Raw genomic sequence first — 18,671 nt, 5'->3', positions numbered from 1 at the left:
ATATAAAAATATTATATCATTGGCGAAGTTAATTGTTATTTAAAGTATAAAAATGCATTTTAAAAATAAGGAAACTATTACAAGTTTTCCTTCTTGTTCTGATAGTGCTTAAAAACACCGTTTAGAATAACTGTTATAATAATTATTACTGCGCCGATATAAAACTCAACACTCATTTTTTCTTTTCCTCCTAATATGAAATAAGCCAAAACTATTCCGTAAACTGGCTCTAAATTAGTAGTTAACATTACCGTATAAGGCGTCAATCTTTGCATTACTTTTACCGAAGCAGTAAAAGCATAAGCTGTACATATTGAAGCTAAAATCAACAATAAGACCCAGTTATTTAAAGACATTTCGAAGAAATCTGCTTTAAATTTTCCTTGAAACAAAAAATAAATCGTAATAAAGACAACTCCTGCACCAAACTCATAAAAAGTAATTAAAGAAGGTTCATGATCTGAAATCAATTTTCCATTCATTAAAGTAAATAAAACACCTAAAATAATTGCGGCCAAGGCATAATAAACGCCTTCAAGGTACTTTATCTCAACTTGAAGAATCAATCCTAAACCAGCAATTATGATAAGTCCGAAGAGAACTTCATACCAAAGCACCTTTCTTCCGTAAAATAATGGTTCCAATAAAGAAGCAAAAAATGCTCCTAATGAAAATATGGAAAGCGTAATAGAAACGTTTGAAACATGAATTGCCCTAAAAAAGAAAATCCAATGAAGAGCGATGAGTAATCCGACAAAAATCAATTTAAAAAATTCCTTCACAGGAACTTGAAAAGACTGTTTTTTAAAGGCAATAAATCCACCCAAAAAAATCATCGCAATCAGCATTCTGTACCAAACCAGATTTTCGGCATCAATAGTAATTAAAGCGCCCAAAATGGCGGTAAAACCCCAGATAAAAACAATTAAATGAAGATTTAAATAACTTTTTAAATTATCGTTTCGCATTACGTAACAGGTAAACTGCTAAGATTCCAAAAACAATATTCGGAAACCAGACAGCCAATAAAGGTGAGAATGTAGATTTTTCGGCCAGTGTACCAAAGATTTTATCAAAGAATACAAATGAAAACGCAATTGCAATTCCGATGGCAAGGTTCATTCCCATTCCACCGCGACGTTTCATAGAAGAAACCGAAACTGCAATAATAGTTAAAATGAATGCTGAAACTGGGATACTGTATTTTTTATAAAGAACAACCAAATAGGTATTAATATTTCCAGAACCTCTCTTTCTTTCTTTTTCAATAAAATCAATTAATTTACCCAAAGTCAGCGTTTCAGCAATATAGACTACGGGTGTTAAATCTGATAATTCAAATTTGAAGGCAACATTTTTTTCGGGAGATTTTTCAATTACATCATTTAAATCTCCGATAGTCCTTTTTGTATAATCGTATAAAACATAAATCTTCTTTTTAGGATCCCATTTAATACGGCTTGCAGTAATTTTATATGTCAGTTTTTCTTTTTCGAAATGTTCTAACGAAAAATTGAAAGCTGTTTTTGATTCTTCATTAAAGCTATTTACAAATATAAAATCATGATCGTTAATCTGTCTGAAAACATTGGTGTTTTCACCACGCATGAGTTCTTTTCCGTTTCCTTTAAGATATGTATACCTAAAATTATTGTAACCTTCACTGGCTGCAGGAACAATAAAAAATCCCATTAGCAATACGAAAATCGACACAATTGTTGCCCCTATAATATAAGGACGCAGGAAACGTGTAAATGAAATTCCAGAACTCAAAATGGCAATAATCTCTGTATTATTCGCCAATTTGGATGTGAACCAAATTACCGATAAGAACAAGAATATCGGAAATAGTGAGTTAATAAAGTAAATCGTAAAATTGTAATAATAGAAAGCAATATCTCCAAACGGAATCTTGTTTTCAAGCATTTTATTTACCTTTTCCGAAACGTCAATTACGATTCCGATTGGCGCAAATAAAAGAAGCATCACAGAAAAAGTTCCGAGGTATCTTTTTAAAATGTATTTATCTATTATTGAAAGCATATATATTTTGTTTGTTTGGTTCCAAGTTTCAAGTTTCACGCTCTGTAGAGAACTTAAAACTTGAGACCTGAAACTTAAAACTCTTTTTAAAGTCTTTGGCTCATATTTTTAACCATCATTTCTTTCCAAGGTCTAAAATCGCCTGCTAAGATATGTTTTCTAGCTTCACGAACCAACCACATGTAGAAACCAAGATTATGAATCGTTGCAATTTGCTTTCCTAAATATTCATTAGCAGCAAATAAGTGTCTCAAATATGCTTTTGTATATTCTGTATCAACAAAAGTGTGCCCCATTTCATCAATTGGAGAAAAATCAGCTTCCCATTTTTTGTTTTTGATATTGATTGTTCCGTTTGCTGTAAACAACATTCCGTTTCTTGCGTTACGCGTTGGCATAACGCAGTCGAACATATCAATTCCTAATGCAATATTTTCTAAAATATTAATTGGAGTTCCAACACCCATTAAATAACGTGGTTTATCTTCTGGAAGAATTTCGCAAACTACTTCAGTCATAGCATACATTTCTTCAGCCGGTTCACCAACAGAAAGTCCGCCAATTGCATTTCCTTGCTGACCAGCACTTGCAATATATTCAGCCGACTGGCGACGAAGATCTTTATAAGTACTTCCTTGAACAATCGGGAAAAACGTTTGTTCGTAACCATATTTATAAGGAACTTTTTCTAAATGATTAATACAACGGTCTAACCAACGATGTGTCATATGCATAGAACGTTGCGCATAACGATAATCGCACGGGTAAGGTGTACACTCATCAAAGGCCATGATAATATCTGCACCAATTGTACGCTGAATTTCCATTACATTCTCTGGCGTAAAAAAGTGGTAAGAACCATCAATATGCGATTTAAACTTTACCCCTTCCTCTTTAATTTTTCTATTTGAAGAAAGAGAATATACCTGATATCCTCCAGAATCAGTCAAAATATTACGATCCCAGTTCATGAACTTATGCAATCCGCCAGCTTTTTCAAGAATTTCTGTCTGAGGACGCAGATATAAATGATAGGTGTTTCCCAGAATAATATCTGGATTAATCTCTTCTTTAAGCTCGCGCTGATGTACTCCTTTTACAGAAGCAACAGTTCCAACAGGCATAAAAATAGGCGTTTCAATTACGCCATGATCAGTAGTAATACTTCCCGCTCTTGCTTTAGACTGCGGATCTTTTTGTAATAAATCAAACTTCATCTGTTTCTTTTTTCAGAGCGCAAAGATAGTTTAATTTCAGGGAAAATTTATGAATTGGAAAATTTGTCAATTAGAAAATTAGCTAATATTTTCTTAATTTCAGATTCTACGTTTTAGGATTTTGATTTTCACATTTGCAATTTACTTCATTTGGGCGTTCTAAAGGTTGGGCTATCCTCTATATTCCCCATTAAAAAAAAACTACGGCTAAAAAGCCTTGGGAGATGCCGCTGCTATCCCTAACGCAAACGGGTTTCAAAAAACTTAGCCAACGAATGTAAAAAGTACAAGGATCAGATTATTAAAATGTAACAGTTTCACCGATTCTTTTCATAATTTTAATATTCAACTAAAAAACTTTAGAATCATGATAAACGCAGATGAGAAACTAGACCAAATCAAGGATGATCAAATTGAAAGAAACCTTGAAAACATGAATTATGATGCAAATGAAGATATTTACAATCAAGAAGAAAGATTAGAAGATATTGACCCTCAAGATATCTCTGGAGAAAGAATAATCAATAATGCCAATCACGAATGGAAACAAAATAGTGATAAAATCGGAAATGATCTTGATGTTCCAGGCTCTGAACTTGATGACAAGCAAGAAGACCTTGGTTCAGAAGACGAAGAAAATAATTATTACAGCGAAGGAGATACTGAATAACTACATCTTTTTTATTATACCCTCACAAAAGTCTTGCAGAAACGCAAGGCTTTTTTATTGTTTCTCTTTAAAAAATGTGGACACATTCTTATAAAGAATTAAAAGCAAAACATTCGTTACATTTATTTTCATAATGTAAAAAAAATAGTAAAATTTAACAATTGCTATACAACTAAAGCAAAAAATCATTTGTCTCCCCGCAAAATAACGATTACTTTTGCTCCAGTTTAACTTTTACATATAAAATGAAGCCTAACACACAACAATTAAGCGATTTAACGATCCAAGTAAGAAGAGATATTCTTAGAATGGTACATGCTGTAAACTCTGGACACCCAGGTGGTTCTTTAGGTTGTACTGAATTTTTGGTAACATTATATCAAAATATAATGGACCGCAAAGAAGGTTTTGATATGGACGGAATTGGAGAAGACATCTTTTTCCTTTCAAATGGTCATATTTCCCCAGTATTCTATAGCGTTTTAGCGCGCAGCGGTTACTTTCCAATTTCAGAGCTTGCTACTTTTAGATTATTAAACTCTCGTTTACAAGGACACCCAACAACTCATGAAGGTTTACCTGGAGTTCGTATGGCTTCTGGTTCATTAGGACAAGGTTTATCTGTAGCTTTGGGAGCAGCTCAAGCTAAAAAATTAAACAAAGACAATCATTTAGTTTATACTTTACACGGAGACGGAGAATTGCAAGAAGGTCAAAACTGGGAAGCTATCATGTATGCTTCTGCTAAAAAAGTAGACAACATTATTGCTACAATTGACGTTAACGGAAAACAAATTGACGGAACAACTGACGAAGTTTTGGCAATGGGAAGCCTTCGCGCAAAATTTGAAGCTTTTGACTGGGATGTTTTAGAAATCACAGAAGGAAACAATATTGATGCTATCATCGCTGGTTTAACTGATGCTAAATCAAGAACAGGAAAAGGAAAACCAGTTTGTATTTTATTGCATACAGAAATGGGTAATGGTGTTGATTTCATGATGCACACGCACGCTTGGCACGGTAAAGCTCCAAATGACGAGCAATTAAAAAATGCATTAGCTCAAAACTACTCTAAAGATCAAGTTGATTACTAAAACAGCTTTAAGCTTTAAGCCATAAGCTTCACGCTTATTGCCTACTGCCTATTGCATACAGCAAAAAATAAAATGAAAAAATACGAAAATACAGGAAGCAAAGATACTCGTTCTGGTTTTGGAGCGGGAATGACTGAATTAGGTCAAAAAAACGAGAATGTTGTAGCATTATGTGCTGACTTAATTGGATCATTAAAATTTGATGAATTCAAAAAAAATCACCCAGAACGCTTTTTCCAAATCGGAATCGCAGAAGCAAATATGATTGGAATCGCTGCAGGCTTAACGATTGGAGGAAAAATTCCATTCACAGGAACTTTTGCTAACTTCTCTACAGGAAGAGTTTACGATCAAATTCGTCAATCTGTGGCTTACTCAGATAAAAATGTAAAAATCTGCGCTTCTCACGCAGGTTTAACTTTAGGAGAAGACGGAGCCACACACCAAATCTTAGAAGATATTGGTTTAATGAAAATGTTGCCTGGTATGACCGTAATCAACACTTGCGATTACAACCAAACTAAAGCAGCAACTATTGCACTAGCAGACCACCACGGTCCTGCATACCTACGTTTCGGACGTCCAGTTGTACCTAACTTTACTCCTGCTGACGAACCATTCGTAATCGGAAAAGCTATTCTTTTAAACGAAGGAACTGATGTCACAATTATTGCAACAGGACACCTAGTTTGGGAAGCCCTTATCGCAGCTGAAAAATTAGAAGAAAAAGGAATTTCTGCTGAAGTAATCAACATCCACACTATCAAGCCTCTTGACGAAGAAGCAATCCTTAAATCAGTTGCTAAAACGAGATGCGTAGTTACTGCAGAAGAGCACAACTACCTTGGAGGTCTTGGAGAAAGCGTTTCAGGAGTATTAGCATTAAACAATCCAACTCCACAAGAATTTGTAGCAGTACAAGATAGTTTTGGAGAATCTGGAACTCCAGAGCAATTAATGGAAAAATACAAATTAAACAATCAAGCAATTGTTGAAGCTGTAGAAAGAGTAATTAAAAGAAAGTAATTTTTAAACTTTCCTACTTATAAAAAAACCTCGAAATTCAAATTTCGAGGTTTTTTTTATTGTTTTTTATTAAAATAAAGTTTTATAAACTATTGCCCAGCATTTTTTTGTCCACTTAGGAAATATTTTAGGGCAAATTATTTATTTATAAAAAAAGCCTCGAAATGTAAATTCCGAGGCTTCAGCTTCAATATTTTGTATTATTTTTTTTTTAATTCTTTTGATAAGGATACGTTTTATCAAGATGAATTCTTAATCGTCCTGGTGTTGTATAATCTTCTGGAACAAATTTACGAGGATTTGTAATTGACTCCGGTTTCGCAGGATCAGTAAGCTCTCCCGTTGGTCTTCTCGGAATACCCCACAATTCACTTTCATCAACATTTGGAGTCGCAGGATTATCTAAAACAGGGTCATAAGGATAATATTTGCTTAATCCTGAAAAGGGAGCATCAGTAGGCTTAGTAAGTTCAAATCTGGTTGTATATCCATCCCCATCATCGTCCAAATCTAAAAAGTCAGGAATTCCATCTTTATCAGTATCATCTATTAATTCATCTGGCAATTTAGGATATCTAACGGTATCTCCCTGATTATACACATACCCATCACCATTAACATCCTCTAAATAAGTTGGCACACCATCACCTACAATTGCTTGTGCTGAAGCACTATATTCAAGGTCAGATCGCTTTAAAGCAAATAATTTAAAACTAAACACTAAAGGCGAATATGCTGGTATATCTGTTTTAGAATTGGCATAATATCCTAATCCTGAAGGCAAAAACATTACTCCAGCTCCATAATCGTTGTAAGTAATAGTCCCATCATCACCTGTAGGGTTGCGAGTGCCTACTTTAAATTGTGGCATAATCTCTCCCCAACCCTCTATTACACCATCTGAAGCATAAATATTCAAATTGAAGTCACGTGCCAATCCATAAGAGGTATCAAACTGAGTTCCATTTAAAAGCGTTCCTGTATAAGAAACGGTAACCTCATCGAAATTACATGGTGCATCACCAACACCTTTATTTAAAGTTAAGTAATAAACTTTATAATTTACATCACGGCTATAAACAGGTCTAACTTTCAAAGGATACTCTTGCTGATCCCAAATAGAAACTTGATTTCCTCCAGCAGGAATTTTTTGTATTTTAACATCAAAAGTCGTCTTATCTACAACAATGTAATTAGTCTTCAAAAATTTTTCAATAGAATCATTATCTGCTTTATACTGCTCTGCATAATCCCTCACAGGAACTACTACTGAATCATCATCATCACTTTTATTACAAGAAACGATGGCAAGACCAGCAAGTAACAAAACAAAATAATATTTAAATTTATTCATTATTATCATTTTTTTAGGTGCGCAAGATACAATATTGATTTATTTTTGTAAAGAATTTAACTTGGATTTTAGAAAAATTATGAGAATAGATAAATACTTGTGGTGCGTTCGTTATTACAAGACCAGAAACATGGTTACTGAAGCTTGCAAAAAGAATCAGATCACTGTAAATGGGCAGATTGCAAAACCTTCAAAAGAAGTTTTTCCTACAGACCGAATTACGTTTAGAAAAGATCAAATTACACAGATTATAACAGTTTTAGATATTCCGCAAAATCGTGTAGGAGCAAAATTGGTTGATTTATATCAAAAAAACGAAACTCCACCAGAAGCTTTTGCACATTTGGAGATGCTAAAATTATCGAAAGAGCATTCTAGAAGAACAGGTGCAGGTCGTCCAACTAAAAAGGACAGAAGAGACATTGACGACTACGGAGACGAATTTTACGATGACGAGGAAGACCATGATGAAAATTAAATTTCAAATCCCAGATTCCAAATACGATAAATTTGAATTTCACAATTTCATTCTTGCTTCACAAAGTTTGGAATTTGGAATTTTTAAAATTGGAGTTTAAAATTATTTACCTTAGCAAAAAAATTCATTATGAGTAGCAATATTATCCTAACCCATCAGAAAATCGAACATAAAATAAAACGTATCGCTTATCAAATTTACGAGACTTTTGTTGACGAAGAAGAAGTTGTTATTGCAGGAATTGCTTCTAACGGATTTGTTTTTGCCGAAAAAATTGCTTCGGCACTTAGCAGCATTTCTACCTTAAAGGTTTCTATCTGCGAAGTAAAAGTAAACAAACAAAATCCGCAAGAAGCTATACAAACTTCATTAAGCCCTGAGGAATACAAAAACAAAGGACTTGTTTTGGTTGACGATGTACTAAATTCAGGCACTACATTAATATATGCTGTTCGTCATTTCTTAGACGTTCCGCTTAAAAAATTCAAAACAGCAGTACTTGTTGACCGAAACCACAAAAAATATCCTGTAAAGGCCGACTTTAAAGGAATTTCACTTTCAACATCTTTATTAGAGCATGTTCAAGTAGTTTTCAATTCAGAAAACGGCGATTATGCTTCTCTAAGCTAAGATTTCTAAAATATCTTGAACCGTTTCTTCGACAGATTTATTATCTACCGAAACCTTATGTTTTGCCTGATTGTAGTAGAAACTTCTGTCGAATAAATGTTTCGCGATAAACTCTTTCATTTCTTCTTCATTCATATTAGCAATTAAAGGACGTTTGCTTTTATTATGCACCAATCTATTATATAAGGTAGCAATTGATGCTTTTAAATATATAGAGGTAACACCTTCCCCTTTTAACAATTCATGATTATTGGCATAACATGGAGTTCCTCCTCCTAGTCCTATAATATTATTTTCAGAAGATTGCAGCAATTCAACAAACATTTCATGTTCAAGTTTTCGAAAATAGACTTCACCATGCTTCTCAAAAATCTCATTTATGGATAAATTTGCTCTTTCTTCGATGTATTTATCCAAATCTAAGAACGGAATATTTGTAATTTTTGACAAATTTTGGGCGATTGTTGACTTTCCGCAACCCATGTAACCTAACAGTACAATTTTTTTCATATTAATAAAACCTTATAAACTAAGCAATTGGAGATTTTTCCAAAAAAAAGACAAATTTATGATAAAATAGCTTGGAAACTTCAAAAAAAACTCCTTATATTTGCACCCGCATTCAAGAAATTAAATGACTCGATAGCTCAGTCGGTAGAGCACATCACTTTTAATGATGGGGTCCTGGGTTCGAGCCCCAGTCGGGTCACAAACTTTGTGATTAACAAATTAAATTTCTTGAAAGCAATGACTCGATAGCTCAGTCGGTAGAGCACATCACTTTTAATGATGGGGTCCTGGGTTCGAGCCCCAGTCGGGTCACAAAGGTCGGGTAATTTATTTTACTCGACCTTTTTCTTTTTAGGCCATGTGGAGAAACGGTAGACTCGCCATCTTGAGGGGGTGGTGCTCGTAAGGGCGTGAGGGTTCAAATCCCTCCATGGTCACTATAGAAACCTATTTTACTGTAAAATAATGATTTACATTTTTTATTGAAATTAATTTAAAATTCGTTTCAAAAAACAGCCAATAAGCTAAAATAAGTCCTTATATTTGCACCCTCATTGAAGAAATGACGACTCGATAGCTCAGTCGGTAGAGCACATCACTTTTAATGATGGGGTCCTGGGTTCGAGCCCCAGTCGGGTCACAAAAGGTCAAGTAATTATTTTACTTGGCCTTTTTTGTTTTTAGGCATATTCAATCAAAACACATCTTCGTAATTCCTCACTCCGTAAACACTCTTCATTTACATAAATATTATTTAAAAAGAAATTCCTTTCAGAATAAAAACTTTCCTAAATTCGTTGACAAATAATTAAATCACTAATCCCAAATTAGTTTTATGAAAAACCTACTATTAGCATCATTTATAATGATGACTTGCTCTATCTGGGCACAATCTGCAACGGGCTATTTCGACAAAGCCATGAAAAAAGCTGAAGCCGGCAACACAAAAGGCGCAATCGCCGATTACACAAAAGCCATTAGCATGAATTCTAAATTCGTTGAAGCTTATCAGAATCGCGGTGTAGCAAAATTCAAGCTAAACGACTTAAAAGGAGCTCAAGCCGACTTTAGCAAAACAATCGAACTGGACAGCATGAATGCTGACGCTTTTACAGGCAGAGCCAATGTCAACTACAAACTACAGAATTATCAAGGCACTATTGAGGATTGCACCTCTTCCCTAGGCTTAAACCCAAAAGATTATATAGCTTACAACTTAAGAGGCTTGGCTTACAATAAAATTGGAGACAAGAAAAACTCTTGCAAAGATTTTACTAAAGCAATTGAACTTGGAAGCCAGAGCGCTATAAAAAATAAAGCCACTTTTTGCAAATAACGAAACTCAAAATCTCAAAGAAAGGTCTGCATATTAAAAACATGCAGACCTTTCTTTTTTACCAAAGTAATATATTTCTTAAGAATTATATACCTGATTTTAGGTAAAAAATATATTTTAAATACGTAAACCTCTAATTCTCTATCTTTTTAATGTAGTTTTAAGCCCCAATCTAAGATTTTATTTTACATTTGTTGACTTAATCGCAAAAAATGATAAACAATATAAAAACTGTTTTCAGCATTAAAGATCTTGAGAACTTATCTGGAATAAAAGCGCATACCATACGCATCTGGGAAAAGAGATACAATATCCTTGAACCTATGCGAACTGATACTAATATCAGATTTTACAATCTTCATAACTTGCAGAAACTTTTAAACATTACGTTGCTGCACGAATACGGGTATAAGATTTCCAAAATCGCTACATACCCTGAAGAAAAGATACCACAATTGGTACGCGAAATAATTTCAAAGAAAAATTCTCAAAACTACGCCATTACTTCTTTTAAAATGGCGATGATGAACTTTGACCAAGAATTATTCTTCAATACATTCGATTGGCTTATTACAGAGAAAACGTTTAAAGAAGTTTTTAAAGAACATTTTTTACCTCTTTTAAAAGAGCTGGGATTATTATGGCAATCTGAAACCATTACTCCTGCTAATGAACATTTTATGAGTCATTTAATTAAGCAGAAAATATTGATTTACACAGAAAGCCTACAGATTAGAAAACCAACCAAAACTGATCGAATTTTTGTTTTATCGCTTCCGCTAAACGAAATCCATCAAATTGGATTGTTATATCTGCAATATGAAATCCTTGACAAAGGTTACAAAACCATCTATCTCGGAGAAAGTATGCCCATTGAAAACTTACAGGACTTAACAAAACATTTTGAGAATATCACATTTGTTTCTTTCATGACTGTTCAACCAGATAGAAGCGTAATCAATCAATATGTAAAATCTATGGGGCAAAAACTACTGCAGGAAAACAACGAAATCTGGCTTATGGGTAAAATGGTGGAACATATAGACCAGACGATCCTCACAGACAGAATTCGAATTTTTGATTCTATGGAAGAAACTATTAACATGCTTTAATTTATTTTTGTTTAAGTTTTTCTTATATTTGTTAAACAAATGAGAAAAACAATTCAAATAATAGGATCAGGCTTCTCCTCTTTAGCAGCCGCTTGTTACCTTGCCCAACAAGGAAACAAGGTTACTGTTTACGAAAAAAACAGTACAATTGGCGGGCGTGCAAGACAGTTTAAAGCAAACGGTTTCACTTTTGATATGGGACCAAGCTGGTATTGGATGCCAGATGTCTTTGAACGCTTTTTTCAGGATTTCAATAAAAAACCTTCTGATTATTACGAACTCATAAAATTAAATCCAGCCTATAGGGTTTATTTCGGAATCAATGATTTTATAAGCATCTATGATAATTTGGAAGAAATAAAATATACTTTTGAAACCATAGAAAAAGGAAGTGGCGAAAAGCTGCAAAATTTTATTGATCAAGCCAAAAGCAATTACGACATTGCCATAAAGGATTTGGTTTATCGTCCGGGAATTTCTCCGCTTGAATTAATCACAAAAGAAACAGCATTAAAACTGAATCAGTTTTTCAAGAATGTAAGCGCCGATATTCGAAAAACTTTCAAAAATGAAAGATTAATTCAGATTCTCGAATTTCCCGTTTTATTTCTTGGAGCAAAACCGAGTAAAACGCCTTCGTTTTACAATTTTATGAATTATGCCGATTTCGGCTTAGGGACTTGGCACCCCAAAACGGGAATGTTTGATGTTATTCGAGGAATCGAAAAACTCGCTTTAGAACTTGGCGTTACCATTCAAACCAATTCATCAATTGAAAAAATAATCGTTGAGAATAAAACAGCGACTGGAATCGTCATTGATGGTAAAGTCATAAAATCTGATGTTGTTCTTAGCGGAGCTGATTATCATCATTCTGAAACATTACTCGAAAAGGAACACAGAATGTATTCCGAAAAATATTGGGAAAACAGAGTTTTTGCTCCATCCTCACTCCTATTTTTTGTAGGTTTCGATAAAAAAATAGAAAACATTTCGCATCATGCTTTATTTTTTGATGTAGATTTCAATCAGCATGCAGCAGATATTTACGATCAGCCAAAGTGGCCAGAAGAACCTTTATTCTACGCTAACTTTCCATCAAAAACAGATAAAACTGCAGCGCCAGACGGAATGGAATCTGGATTTTTTTTAATTCCACTTGCACCTGGAATTGAAGATAACGAAGCACTACGGGAAGAATATTTTGAGAGAATAATTACTCGTTTTGAGGAACTTACCCAGCAAAAAATTAAAAATAACATTATCTTTAAGAAATCATTCTGCAAAAATGACTTTGTAAACGACTATAACGCTTATAAAGGAAATGCTTACGGAATGGCCAATACTCTATTACAAACTGCTTTTCTAAGACCAAAATTAAAAAGCAAAAAAGTCAAGAATCTATATTTTACAGGACAGTTAACTGTTCCTGGTCCAGGTGTTCCGCCTGCTTTAATTTCAGGAAAACTAGCAGCTGAATTAATTCAAAAATCTTTTAGATCTTAAAAAATGAAATCACTATTTGACGCCGTTTCTTTCAAATGCAGCAAATTGGTTACCAAAAATTACAGCACCTCCTTTTCGCTTGCTGTTAAAATGCTTTCGCCAAGCATTCGTGATGCTATTTACAGTATTTACGGATTTGTTCGTTTTGCTGACGAAATTGTAGATTCTTTTCATGATTATGAAAAAGAATATCTCATTGAAGATTTTGAAAAAGAATATTATAAAGCAATGCAATTAGGCATCAGTTTAAATCCTATTTTAAATTCGTTTCAGCAGACTGTAAAAGAATATAATATTACTGATGATTTGGTTCAGGCGTTTTTAAAAAGCATGAAAATGGATTTGATCAAATCCAATTATCAAACACAAGCTGAATATATAGATTATATTTACGGTTCTGCAGATGTCGTTGGACTCATGTGCTTGAAAGTTTTTGTTTCTGGAAAAGAGCACAAATACGAACAATTGAAAAATGAAGCTATGCGTTTAGGTTCGGCTTTTCAGAAAGTAAATTTCCTGAGAGATTTAAAAGATGACAATACCATCCTGAATAGAACTTATTTCCCAGGCGTAAATCTGAATAATTTCACAGAAGACTCTAAAACACAAATTATTAAAGAAATTGAAGAAGATTTCAGAATTGCTTATCAGGGAATTGTAAAATTGCCAATCGAAGCCAAATTCGGTGTTTATACGGCTTATGTTTATTATAAAAAATTATTGAAAAAGCTAAAAAATACGCCTTATTATGAAATTGGAAATTCTAGAATTCGAGTTTCTAATTATACAAAAGCAGGACTTTTAGCGCAGTCTTTTGTGACTTATAAATTGAAACTTGTGTAAGCTTATTCAGTTATCGAGTTCTCAATAAAAGCCAACAGTTTGTCATTTCTCCTTCGTCGAAATGACAAGATTGAGAGAATCGCAGACTTAAAACCAAAATAGTCAATCTTTTTGAGTCAATCTTTTATAATTCAAAGCTAAACTCAAAAACAATAAAACGATAATTTTAAAACATCAACATTTATAAAAATGATTTCTTTTTTAATTTTTTTGAGCGTTTTTCTGTTCATGGAATGTGTTACTTGGCTAACTCATAAATATGTGATGCATGGTTTTATGTGGTATTTTCATGCCGATCATCATAAGCCGAAATATGAAGATACTTTTGAACGCAACGATATTTTCTTTGTCATATTTGCCATTCCAAGCATTGTCTTATTTTATTTTGGAGTTCAGGGCGGATTCAATTATTTGTTTTTTATCGCCTGCGGAATCACACTTTATGGAGTCTGTTATTTTCTAATTCATGATGTATTAATCCATCAACGTTTTAAATGGTTTAAAAACACTAAAAACAAATACCTCATCGGACTTAGAAAAGCGCATAAAATACACCACAAACATTTAGGCAAAGAAAAAGGAGAATGTTTTGGAATGCTATTCGTTCCCTTTAAATATTATAAAATGTAGCATTATTTGAACACGTTAGTGTTTCAAGAAAGATTTGTGATTATGAAATTACACAAGATAGTAACCGTACAGCATATCAATGCAAGTGTAGAAAACTGTTGGGATTTTTTTTCCGATCCAAAAAACTTGCAAACCATTACGCTTGATAATATGAATTTCCAAATTCAGGATTATGACGGCAAACGCATGTATCATGGACAAATTATCACTTACACCTTAAAACCCCTTTTCGGAATCAAAATGTCTTGGGTTACCGAAATTACGGCTTGCAAAGAAAACGAGTATTTCGTAGACATTCAGCAATTTGGGCCTTACAAATTGTGGCATCATAAACATTTCTTTGAACCAACACCAGATGGCGGAACAAAAATGACTGACATAGTTCATTATGCTCTTCCACTTGGAATTCTAGGCAGAATCATGAATCAATTAGTTGTAAAAAACAAACTGAAAAGAATTTTCGATTATAGATTTAATAAAATCGAAGAATTATTTAATTCTAAAAAATAAATCGCATTTTTTTTAGTCTCGCAAAGACGCTAAGTCGCAATTTTTTTTCACAAAGGCTTAAGAAAAAATTGCTTTGTGACTTAGCGCCTTTCCGAGCTATTTGATTCGAAGTAAAAACCTTTAAAATTATTTTTATTAAGACAAACCAATGACAAAACAAAAAGTTACTTTATTTTGGTTTAGACGTGATTTGCGTTTAGAAGACAACACAGGATTATTTCATGCTTTACAGTCTAATTTTCCTGTCGTTCCTCTTTTTATCTTTGACGATGATATTTTGGACCGTCTGCCGAAAAATGACGCTCGAGTGACTTTTATTTATGATTCACTCCAAAAAGTAAATTCAGAATTAAATAAACTCGATTCTTCTATCTTAATAAAAAAAGGGAAAACAAAAGACGTTTGGAAATCACTTATGGAAGAATTTGATATTCAATCGGTTTTCTTTAACAAAGATTATGAACCTTTTGCCATCAAACGCGACACAGCGATAACTGCTTTATTAAAAGAAAACAACATTGAAACTTTCTTTTATAAAGATCATGTTATTTTTGAGGAAAAAGAAATCACAAAAGCAGATGGAAACCCATATACGGTTTACACTCCATATAAGAATAAATGGCTAGAGAAATACCATTTTTTAGGATCTGCTACGGAATATGACTCTGTTCCGTTTCACAGCAATTTCGCAAAAAATAAATTTACTTTTCCTGATTTAGCCGAAATTAATTTTGAAAGAAGCGATATAAAAGTCAAGCCGCACAACTTAACACAAATTGCCCAGTATAAAGAAACACGAGATTTTCCCGCTATAGACAGCACTTCTTATCTTTCTCCGCATTTACGTTTTGGAACTGTGAGTATTCGCAAATTGGTAAACTGGGCAAACCGAAAAAATCAGACTTTTTTAAGCGAACTCATCTGGAGAGAATTCTTTATTCAGATTTTGTTTAGCTTTCCGAATTGCGTAAATCATAATTTCAAATCCAATTACGACGGAATTCAATGGCGAAATAACGAAGATGATTTCAAACGTTGGTGTGCTGGAGAAACAGGCTATCCAATGGTTGATGCTGGAATGCGTCAGTTAAACGAAACGGGCTATATGCATAATCGCGTTCGAATGGTTGTAGCGAGCTTTTTATGCAAACATTTGCTTATCGACTGGCGATGGGGAGAAGCTTATTTTGCCGAAAAACTTTTGGATTTTGAACTGGCTTCAAACGTAGGAAACTGGCAATGGGCTGCAGGAACTGGTTGTGATGCTGCTCCTTATTTCCGAGTTTTTAATCCCGAAATTCAGCAGCAGAAATTTGACCCAAAAGGAGAATATATCCGTAAATGGATTCCTGAATTTGATTTTGGCTATAATGAACCAATGATTGATCATGCCTTTGCTAGAGATCGTGCAATTGCGACTTACAAGGCTGGGATTTTGAAGTAAAGTTTTTGTTTTAGGTTTTAGATTTATACTCATTTTTGTCATCCTGAGGAACGAAGGATCACACTAGAAACTCCGCACAGAATGTCGCCAACTTTTGTCGATTTGCAAGTGTGATCCTTCGTTCCTCAGGATGACAAACTAAACTAAAAAAACCTTTGTCAAAGCTTGAAACTTTAACAAAGGCCTATGCATATAAAATTGGAATTTCTAAACTTCTAGTATTTCAAATAGTTATCAACCACAATCTTGGCTTTCAAATCAAACATTAAATTGTACAAACCAAAGAAAGTACGGTTCATGTAAATAAAATGTTTTGAGCCTCGATTCCCATTCATTTTTTTCAAGTTTGTATCTTCTGAGAAACGTTTTCCTAATTGGGCAATCGCGTTGAAGAATTCCTCATCGGCAAAATCGAAAGTTTCGTTTTGAAAAGGCTTTGTAAAAAGCGACAGCAAATCATGAAACATTTCGGTGAAATATTCAATTTCTGCTGGTGTATCATCTGGTCGAAGAATCTCTAATTCGAATAATTTTTGATTGAAAAGCTTTTCGTCTGTAATTACATTTTTATTAATCAATTCAAAATACGGCGTATAGAAATCTTCTGGAATCTGTTTCATACAACCAAAATCCAAAGCAATCAATTTATTTTGATCATCTACCAAAAAATTTCCCGGATGTGGATCTGCGTGCACTTTCCTCAAAACATGAATCTGATACATATAGAAATCCCAAAGTGCTTGACCTAATTTGTCGCCAGCTTCTTGATCTTTATTTATAGCTGTAAATTCAGAAAGATGAATTCCCGTCATCCAATCCATCGTAATGATTTTCTCTGACGAAAACTCAGGATAGTAATTCGGAAAAGTGATATTTTCAATTTTACTGCAGGCGTCAACTACTTCTTGGCTTTGTTTTAACTCCAACAAATAGTTGGTTTCTTCAATCAGTTTATCTTCAACTTCTTTAAAGTATTTGTCAGAATCTTTTCCCTGTAGATTAAACATTCTGATAGCAATTGGTTTTACCAAAGCCAAATCTGACGAAATGCTATTGGCAACACCTGGATATTGAATTTTAACGGCTAGCTTTTTATCTCCTTTCTTCGCCAAATGCACCTGACCAATACTTGCTGCGTTTACAGAATTTGGATTGAACTCGTCAAAAATCTCATATGGCGTTTTTCCAAAATTGCCTTTGAAAGTTTTTAAAACTAACGGAGCAGAAAGTGGCGGAACAGAAAACTGAGATAGAGAGAACTTTTCTACATAAGCTTGCGGAAGAAAGTTTTTATCCATGCTTAACATCTGTGCTACTTTTAGTGCGCTTCCCTTTAAGCTTTTTAGTCCGTCATAAATATCTTCTGCATTATTTTCGTTTAGTTTATCTCTGGTCAAATCGGGATTTACTATTTTTTCGGCATAATGTTTTACGTAGTTTACACCAATTTTAGCCCCAGTTTGAACCAATTTTCCTGCTCTCTCTATTTTTGAGGTCGGAATATAATCGATTGTTTTCATTATCTGCTATATACTTTTTCTTTGAACAAAAATTTTCCGAAATCTATCAGATGGTTCATTGGCGCCACATTCATCAACTCAAATGAGGCGTTAACTGACTTCTCGATAAAAATATCGGTTTTCTCAAACGCAGGAGATTCGTCTTCCATCCAGAATTTAATCGTCAGCATTAATTGCAGCCAAGACGATTCTTGAATGGCTTTTTCCTGAAACTTCTGAAACTTTTCCTGTTCTAATCTGTAATCATCTGTCAAAATTTCAGAAACATATTCTTTAAAACTATTTCGCAGCGTAGTTAACTGCACTAAATTTTTAAGCGGATTTCTGTCAATCTTAAGCGATTGCAAAACATAACTTCTATTGGCAGTGAGGATTTCAAAGAAAGTAAAATAAAAACTCAGCATTTTATTCTTCATATCATATCCCTGATATTCTTCATTCTTGTGAAGAAGAGTGACTGTATTTTCAAAAAACAGTCTGAATATTTCTTTTTCTAAACCTTCTAATGTTCCAAAAAAAGCATAAAATTCAGCTTCCGTAAAATCATTTTCTTTGGCAAAATGATAAACCGATTTAGGCTTTTGTCCTTTTTCCAGAACTTCTTCCATATATTTTGAAACGATATCATCTTTGGTAATTACCTTTTTTTTAGTCGCCATCTTATTAAAATTTAGAATTTGCCATAAAGGTAAACATTGTTTAATTATCTTTACTAATCCTTAAACAAGTTAGACTGTTAAATATA

At 33.6% G+C, this 18,671-nt stretch carries 19 protein-coding genes and 4 tRNA genes; 16 read left to right on the top strand and 7 right to left on the bottom strand.

What is annotated here, in order from left to right; all coding sequences use genetic code 11:
- Positions 1-77: 77 nt before the first annotated feature.
- From BB050_RS12140 to tgt, 3 genes are all read right to left on the bottom strand, one after another.
- Entirely contained in the window at positions 78-968 is an 891-nt protein-coding gene (locus BB050_RS12140) for a DMT family transporter (protein ID WP_066033736.1), read from the bottom strand.
- Entirely contained in the window at positions 955-2,043 is a 1,089-nt protein-coding gene (locus BB050_RS12135) for an LptF/LptG family permease (RefSeq protein ID WP_008464919.1), read from the bottom strand. The genes BB050_RS12140 and BB050_RS12135 overlap by 14 nt, the downstream gene beginning before the upstream one ends.
- A gap of 86 nt (positions 2,044-2,129) precedes the next feature.
- Complete coding sequence (tgt, locus tag BB050_RS12130) at positions 2,130-3,260, bottom strand: tRNA guanosine(34) transglycosylase Tgt (RefSeq protein WP_066033735.1); 1,131 nt, start codon at positions 3,258-3,260, stop codon at positions 2,130-2,132.
- Positions 3,261-3,627: 367 nt separating this feature from the next.
- Here tgt and BB050_RS12125 point away from each other — a divergent pair, with 367 nt between their 5' ends.
- The 3 genes from BB050_RS12125 to BB050_RS12115 all read left to right on the top strand — a co-directional run bounded on the left by BB050_RS12125 (position 3,628) and on the right by BB050_RS12115 (position 6,053).
- Positions 3,628-3,930, top strand: a complete 303-nt coding sequence (locus tag BB050_RS12125) for a hypothetical protein (protein WP_008464914.1) — start codon at positions 3,628-3,630, stop codon at positions 3,928-3,930.
- Between the two features lie 245 nt (positions 3,931-4,175).
- Complete coding sequence (locus BB050_RS12120; protein WP_008464913.1) at positions 4,176-5,027, top strand: transketolase; 852 nt, start codon at positions 4,176-4,178, stop codon at positions 5,025-5,027.
- A 72-nt stretch (positions 5,028-5,099) separates the two neighbouring features.
- Positions 5,100-6,053: a transketolase family protein gene (locus BB050_RS12115; protein WP_066033734.1), complete on the top strand. Its 954-nt coding sequence runs from the start codon at positions 5,100-5,102 to the stop codon at positions 6,051-6,053.
- A 211-nt stretch (positions 6,054-6,264) separates the two neighbouring features.
- Here the strand turns inward: BB050_RS12115 and BB050_RS12110 are convergent, their stop codons facing one another.
- Entirely contained in the window at positions 6,265-7,407 is a 1,143-nt protein-coding gene (locus BB050_RS12110; protein ID WP_066033733.1) for an FKBP-type peptidyl-prolyl cis-trans isomerase, read from the bottom strand.
- Positions 7,408-7,486: 79 nt separating this feature from the next.
- Here BB050_RS12110 and BB050_RS12105 point away from each other — a divergent pair, with 79 nt between their 5' ends.
- Both BB050_RS12105 and BB050_RS12100 read left to right on the top strand, forming a co-directional pair.
- The gene (locus BB050_RS12105) at positions 7,487-7,885 is read left to right on the top strand and encodes an RNA-binding S4 domain-containing protein (RefSeq protein ID WP_008464910.1); all 399 of its coding nucleotides are present in this window, start codon (positions 7,487-7,489) and stop codon (positions 7,883-7,885) included.
- 129 nt (positions 7,886-8,014) lie between these two features.
- The gene (locus BB050_RS12100; protein WP_066033732.1) at positions 8,015-8,515 is read left to right on the top strand and encodes a phosphoribosyltransferase domain-containing protein; all 501 of its coding nucleotides are present in this window, start codon (positions 8,015-8,017) and stop codon (positions 8,513-8,515) included.
- Here the strand turns inward: BB050_RS12100 and BB050_RS12095 are convergent.
- Positions 8,507-9,025, bottom strand: a complete 519-nt coding sequence (locus tag BB050_RS12095; RefSeq protein WP_066033731.1) for a shikimate kinase — start codon at positions 9,023-9,025, stop codon at positions 8,507-8,509. The two genes, BB050_RS12100 and BB050_RS12095, sit on opposite strands and share 9 nt — an antisense overlap.
- A gap of 126 nt (positions 9,026-9,151) precedes the next feature.
- On the opposite strand from BB050_RS12095, the gene BB050_RS12090 reads away from it, so the two are divergent.
- The 11 genes from BB050_RS12090 (at position 9,152) to BB050_RS12040 (ending at position 16,406) form a co-directional block, all read left to right on the top strand.
- Positions 9,152-9,224: transfer RNA gene (locus BB050_RS12090), tRNA-Lys, on the top strand.
- A 40-nt stretch (positions 9,225-9,264) separates the two neighbouring features.
- Positions 9,265-9,337 (top strand) — tRNA-Lys (locus BB050_RS12085).
- A gap of 42 nt (positions 9,338-9,379) precedes the next feature.
- Positions 9,380-9,462 (top strand) — tRNA-Leu (locus BB050_RS12080).
- Between the two features lie 130 nt (positions 9,463-9,592).
- Positions 9,593-9,665: transfer RNA gene (locus BB050_RS12075), tRNA-Lys, on the top strand.
- Between the two features lie 195 nt (positions 9,666-9,860).
- Positions 9,861-10,361: a tetratricopeptide repeat protein gene (locus BB050_RS12070; RefSeq protein ID WP_119792711.1), complete on the top strand. Its 501-nt coding sequence runs from the start codon at positions 9,861-9,863 to the stop codon at positions 10,359-10,361.
- A 212-nt stretch (positions 10,362-10,573) separates the two neighbouring features.
- Positions 10,574-11,473 (top strand): MerR family transcriptional regulator, encoded by a 900-nt coding sequence (locus BB050_RS12065; protein ID WP_008464906.1) that lies wholly within the window; start codon positions 10,574-10,576, stop codon positions 11,471-11,473.
- 39 nt (positions 11,474-11,512) lie between these two features.
- Complete coding sequence (locus tag BB050_RS12060) at positions 11,513-12,979, top strand: phytoene desaturase family protein (protein WP_066033730.1); 1,467 nt, start codon at positions 11,513-11,515, stop codon at positions 12,977-12,979.
- Between the two features lie 3 nt (positions 12,980-12,982).
- Positions 12,983-13,822, top strand: coding sequence for a phytoene/squalene synthase family protein (locus BB050_RS12055; protein WP_008464902.1), 840 nt, complete (start codon positions 12,983-12,985; stop codon positions 13,820-13,822).
- A 189-nt stretch (positions 13,823-14,011) separates the two neighbouring features.
- A complete protein-coding gene (locus BB050_RS12050; RefSeq protein WP_066033729.1) occupies positions 14,012-14,452 on the top strand; it encodes a sterol desaturase family protein in 441 nt (146 codons plus the stop codon).
- A gap of 42 nt (positions 14,453-14,494) precedes the next feature.
- A complete protein-coding gene (locus tag BB050_RS12045) occupies positions 14,495-14,962 on the top strand; it encodes an SRPBCC family protein (RefSeq protein WP_066033728.1) in 468 nt (155 codons plus the stop codon).
- Between the two features lie 148 nt (positions 14,963-15,110).
- Complete coding sequence (locus tag BB050_RS12040; protein WP_066033727.1) at positions 15,111-16,406, top strand: cryptochrome/photolyase family protein; 1,296 nt, start codon at positions 15,111-15,113, stop codon at positions 16,404-16,406.
- Between the two features lie 215 nt (positions 16,407-16,621).
- Here BB050_RS12040 and BB050_RS12035 read toward each other — a convergent pair whose 3' ends face one another.
- Positions 16,622-17,926, bottom strand: a complete 1,305-nt coding sequence (locus BB050_RS12035; protein ID WP_066033726.1) for an ABC1 kinase family protein — start codon at positions 17,924-17,926, stop codon at positions 16,622-16,624.
- Positions 17,926-18,585, bottom strand: a complete 660-nt coding sequence (locus BB050_RS12030) for a TetR family transcriptional regulator C-terminal domain-containing protein (protein ID WP_066033725.1) — start codon at positions 18,583-18,585, stop codon at positions 17,926-17,928. The genes BB050_RS12035 and BB050_RS12030 overlap by 1 nt, the downstream gene beginning before the upstream one ends.
- Positions 18,586-18,671 lie beyond the last annotated feature (86 nt).

Origin of the sequence: Flavobacterium anhuiense (assembly GCF_001705175.1) — a bacterium.
In the GTDB taxonomy this organism is placed as follows: domain Bacteria; phylum Bacteroidota; class Bacteroidia; order Flavobacteriales; family Flavobacteriaceae; genus Flavobacterium; species Flavobacterium anhuiense.
The sequence above is the reverse complement of the archived record's forward strand: the minus strand, read 5'-3'. Positions and strand labels throughout refer to the sequence as shown.

Coding starts and splice junctions, on each gene's coding strand:
- BB050_RS12140 (WP_066033736.1), bottom strand. CDS start 968: ATGCGAAACGATAATTTAAAAAGTTATTTAAATCTTCATTTAATTGTT.
- BB050_RS12135 (WP_008464919.1), bottom strand. CDS start 2,043: ATGCTTTCAATAATAGATAAATACATTTTAAAAAGATACCTCGGAACT.
- tgt (WP_066033735.1), bottom strand. CDS start 3,260: ATGAAGTTTGATTTATTACAAAAAGATCCGCAGTCTAAAGCAAGAGCG.
- BB050_RS12125 (WP_008464914.1), top strand. CDS start 3,628: ATGATAAACGCAGATGAGAAACTAGACCAAATCAAGGATGATCAAATT.
- BB050_RS12120 (WP_008464913.1), top strand. CDS start 4,176: ATGAAGCCTAACACACAACAATTAAGCGATTTAACGATCCAAGTAAGA.
- BB050_RS12115 (WP_066033734.1), top strand. CDS start 5,100: ATGAAAAAATACGAAAATACAGGAAGCAAAGATACTCGTTCTGGTTTT.
- BB050_RS12110 (WP_066033733.1), bottom strand. CDS start 7,407: ATGAATAAATTTAAATATTATTTTGTTTTGTTACTTGCTGGTCTTGCC.
- BB050_RS12105 (WP_008464910.1), top strand. CDS start 7,487: ATGAGAATAGATAAATACTTGTGGTGCGTTCGTTATTACAAGACCAGA.
- BB050_RS12100 (WP_066033732.1), top strand. CDS start 8,015: ATGAGTAGCAATATTATCCTAACCCATCAGAAAATCGAACATAAAATA.
- BB050_RS12095 (WP_066033731.1), bottom strand. CDS start 9,025: ATGAAAAAAATTGTACTGTTAGGTTACATGGGTTGCGGAAAGTCAACA.
- BB050_RS12070 (WP_119792711.1), top strand. CDS start 9,861: ATGAAAAACCTACTATTAGCATCATTTATAATGATGACTTGCTCTATC.
- BB050_RS12065 (WP_008464906.1), top strand. CDS start 10,574: ATGATAAACAATATAAAAACTGTTTTCAGCATTAAAGATCTTGAGAAC.
- BB050_RS12060 (WP_066033730.1), top strand. CDS start 11,513: ATGAGAAAAACAATTCAAATAATAGGATCAGGCTTCTCCTCTTTAGCA.
- BB050_RS12055 (WP_008464902.1), top strand. CDS start 12,983: ATGAAATCACTATTTGACGCCGTTTCTTTCAAATGCAGCAAATTGGTT.
- BB050_RS12050 (WP_066033729.1), top strand. CDS start 14,012: ATGATTTCTTTTTTAATTTTTTTGAGCGTTTTTCTGTTCATGGAATGT.
- BB050_RS12045 (WP_066033728.1), top strand. CDS start 14,495: ATGAAATTACACAAGATAGTAACCGTACAGCATATCAATGCAAGTGTA.
- BB050_RS12040 (WP_066033727.1), top strand. CDS start 15,111: ATGACAAAACAAAAAGTTACTTTATTTTGGTTTAGACGTGATTTGCGT.
- BB050_RS12035 (WP_066033726.1), bottom strand. CDS start 17,926: ATGAAAACAATCGATTATATTCCGACCTCAAAAATAGAGAGAGCAGGA.
- BB050_RS12030 (WP_066033725.1), bottom strand. CDS start 18,585: ATGGCGACTAAAAAAAAGGTAATTACCAAAGATGATATCGTTTCAAAA.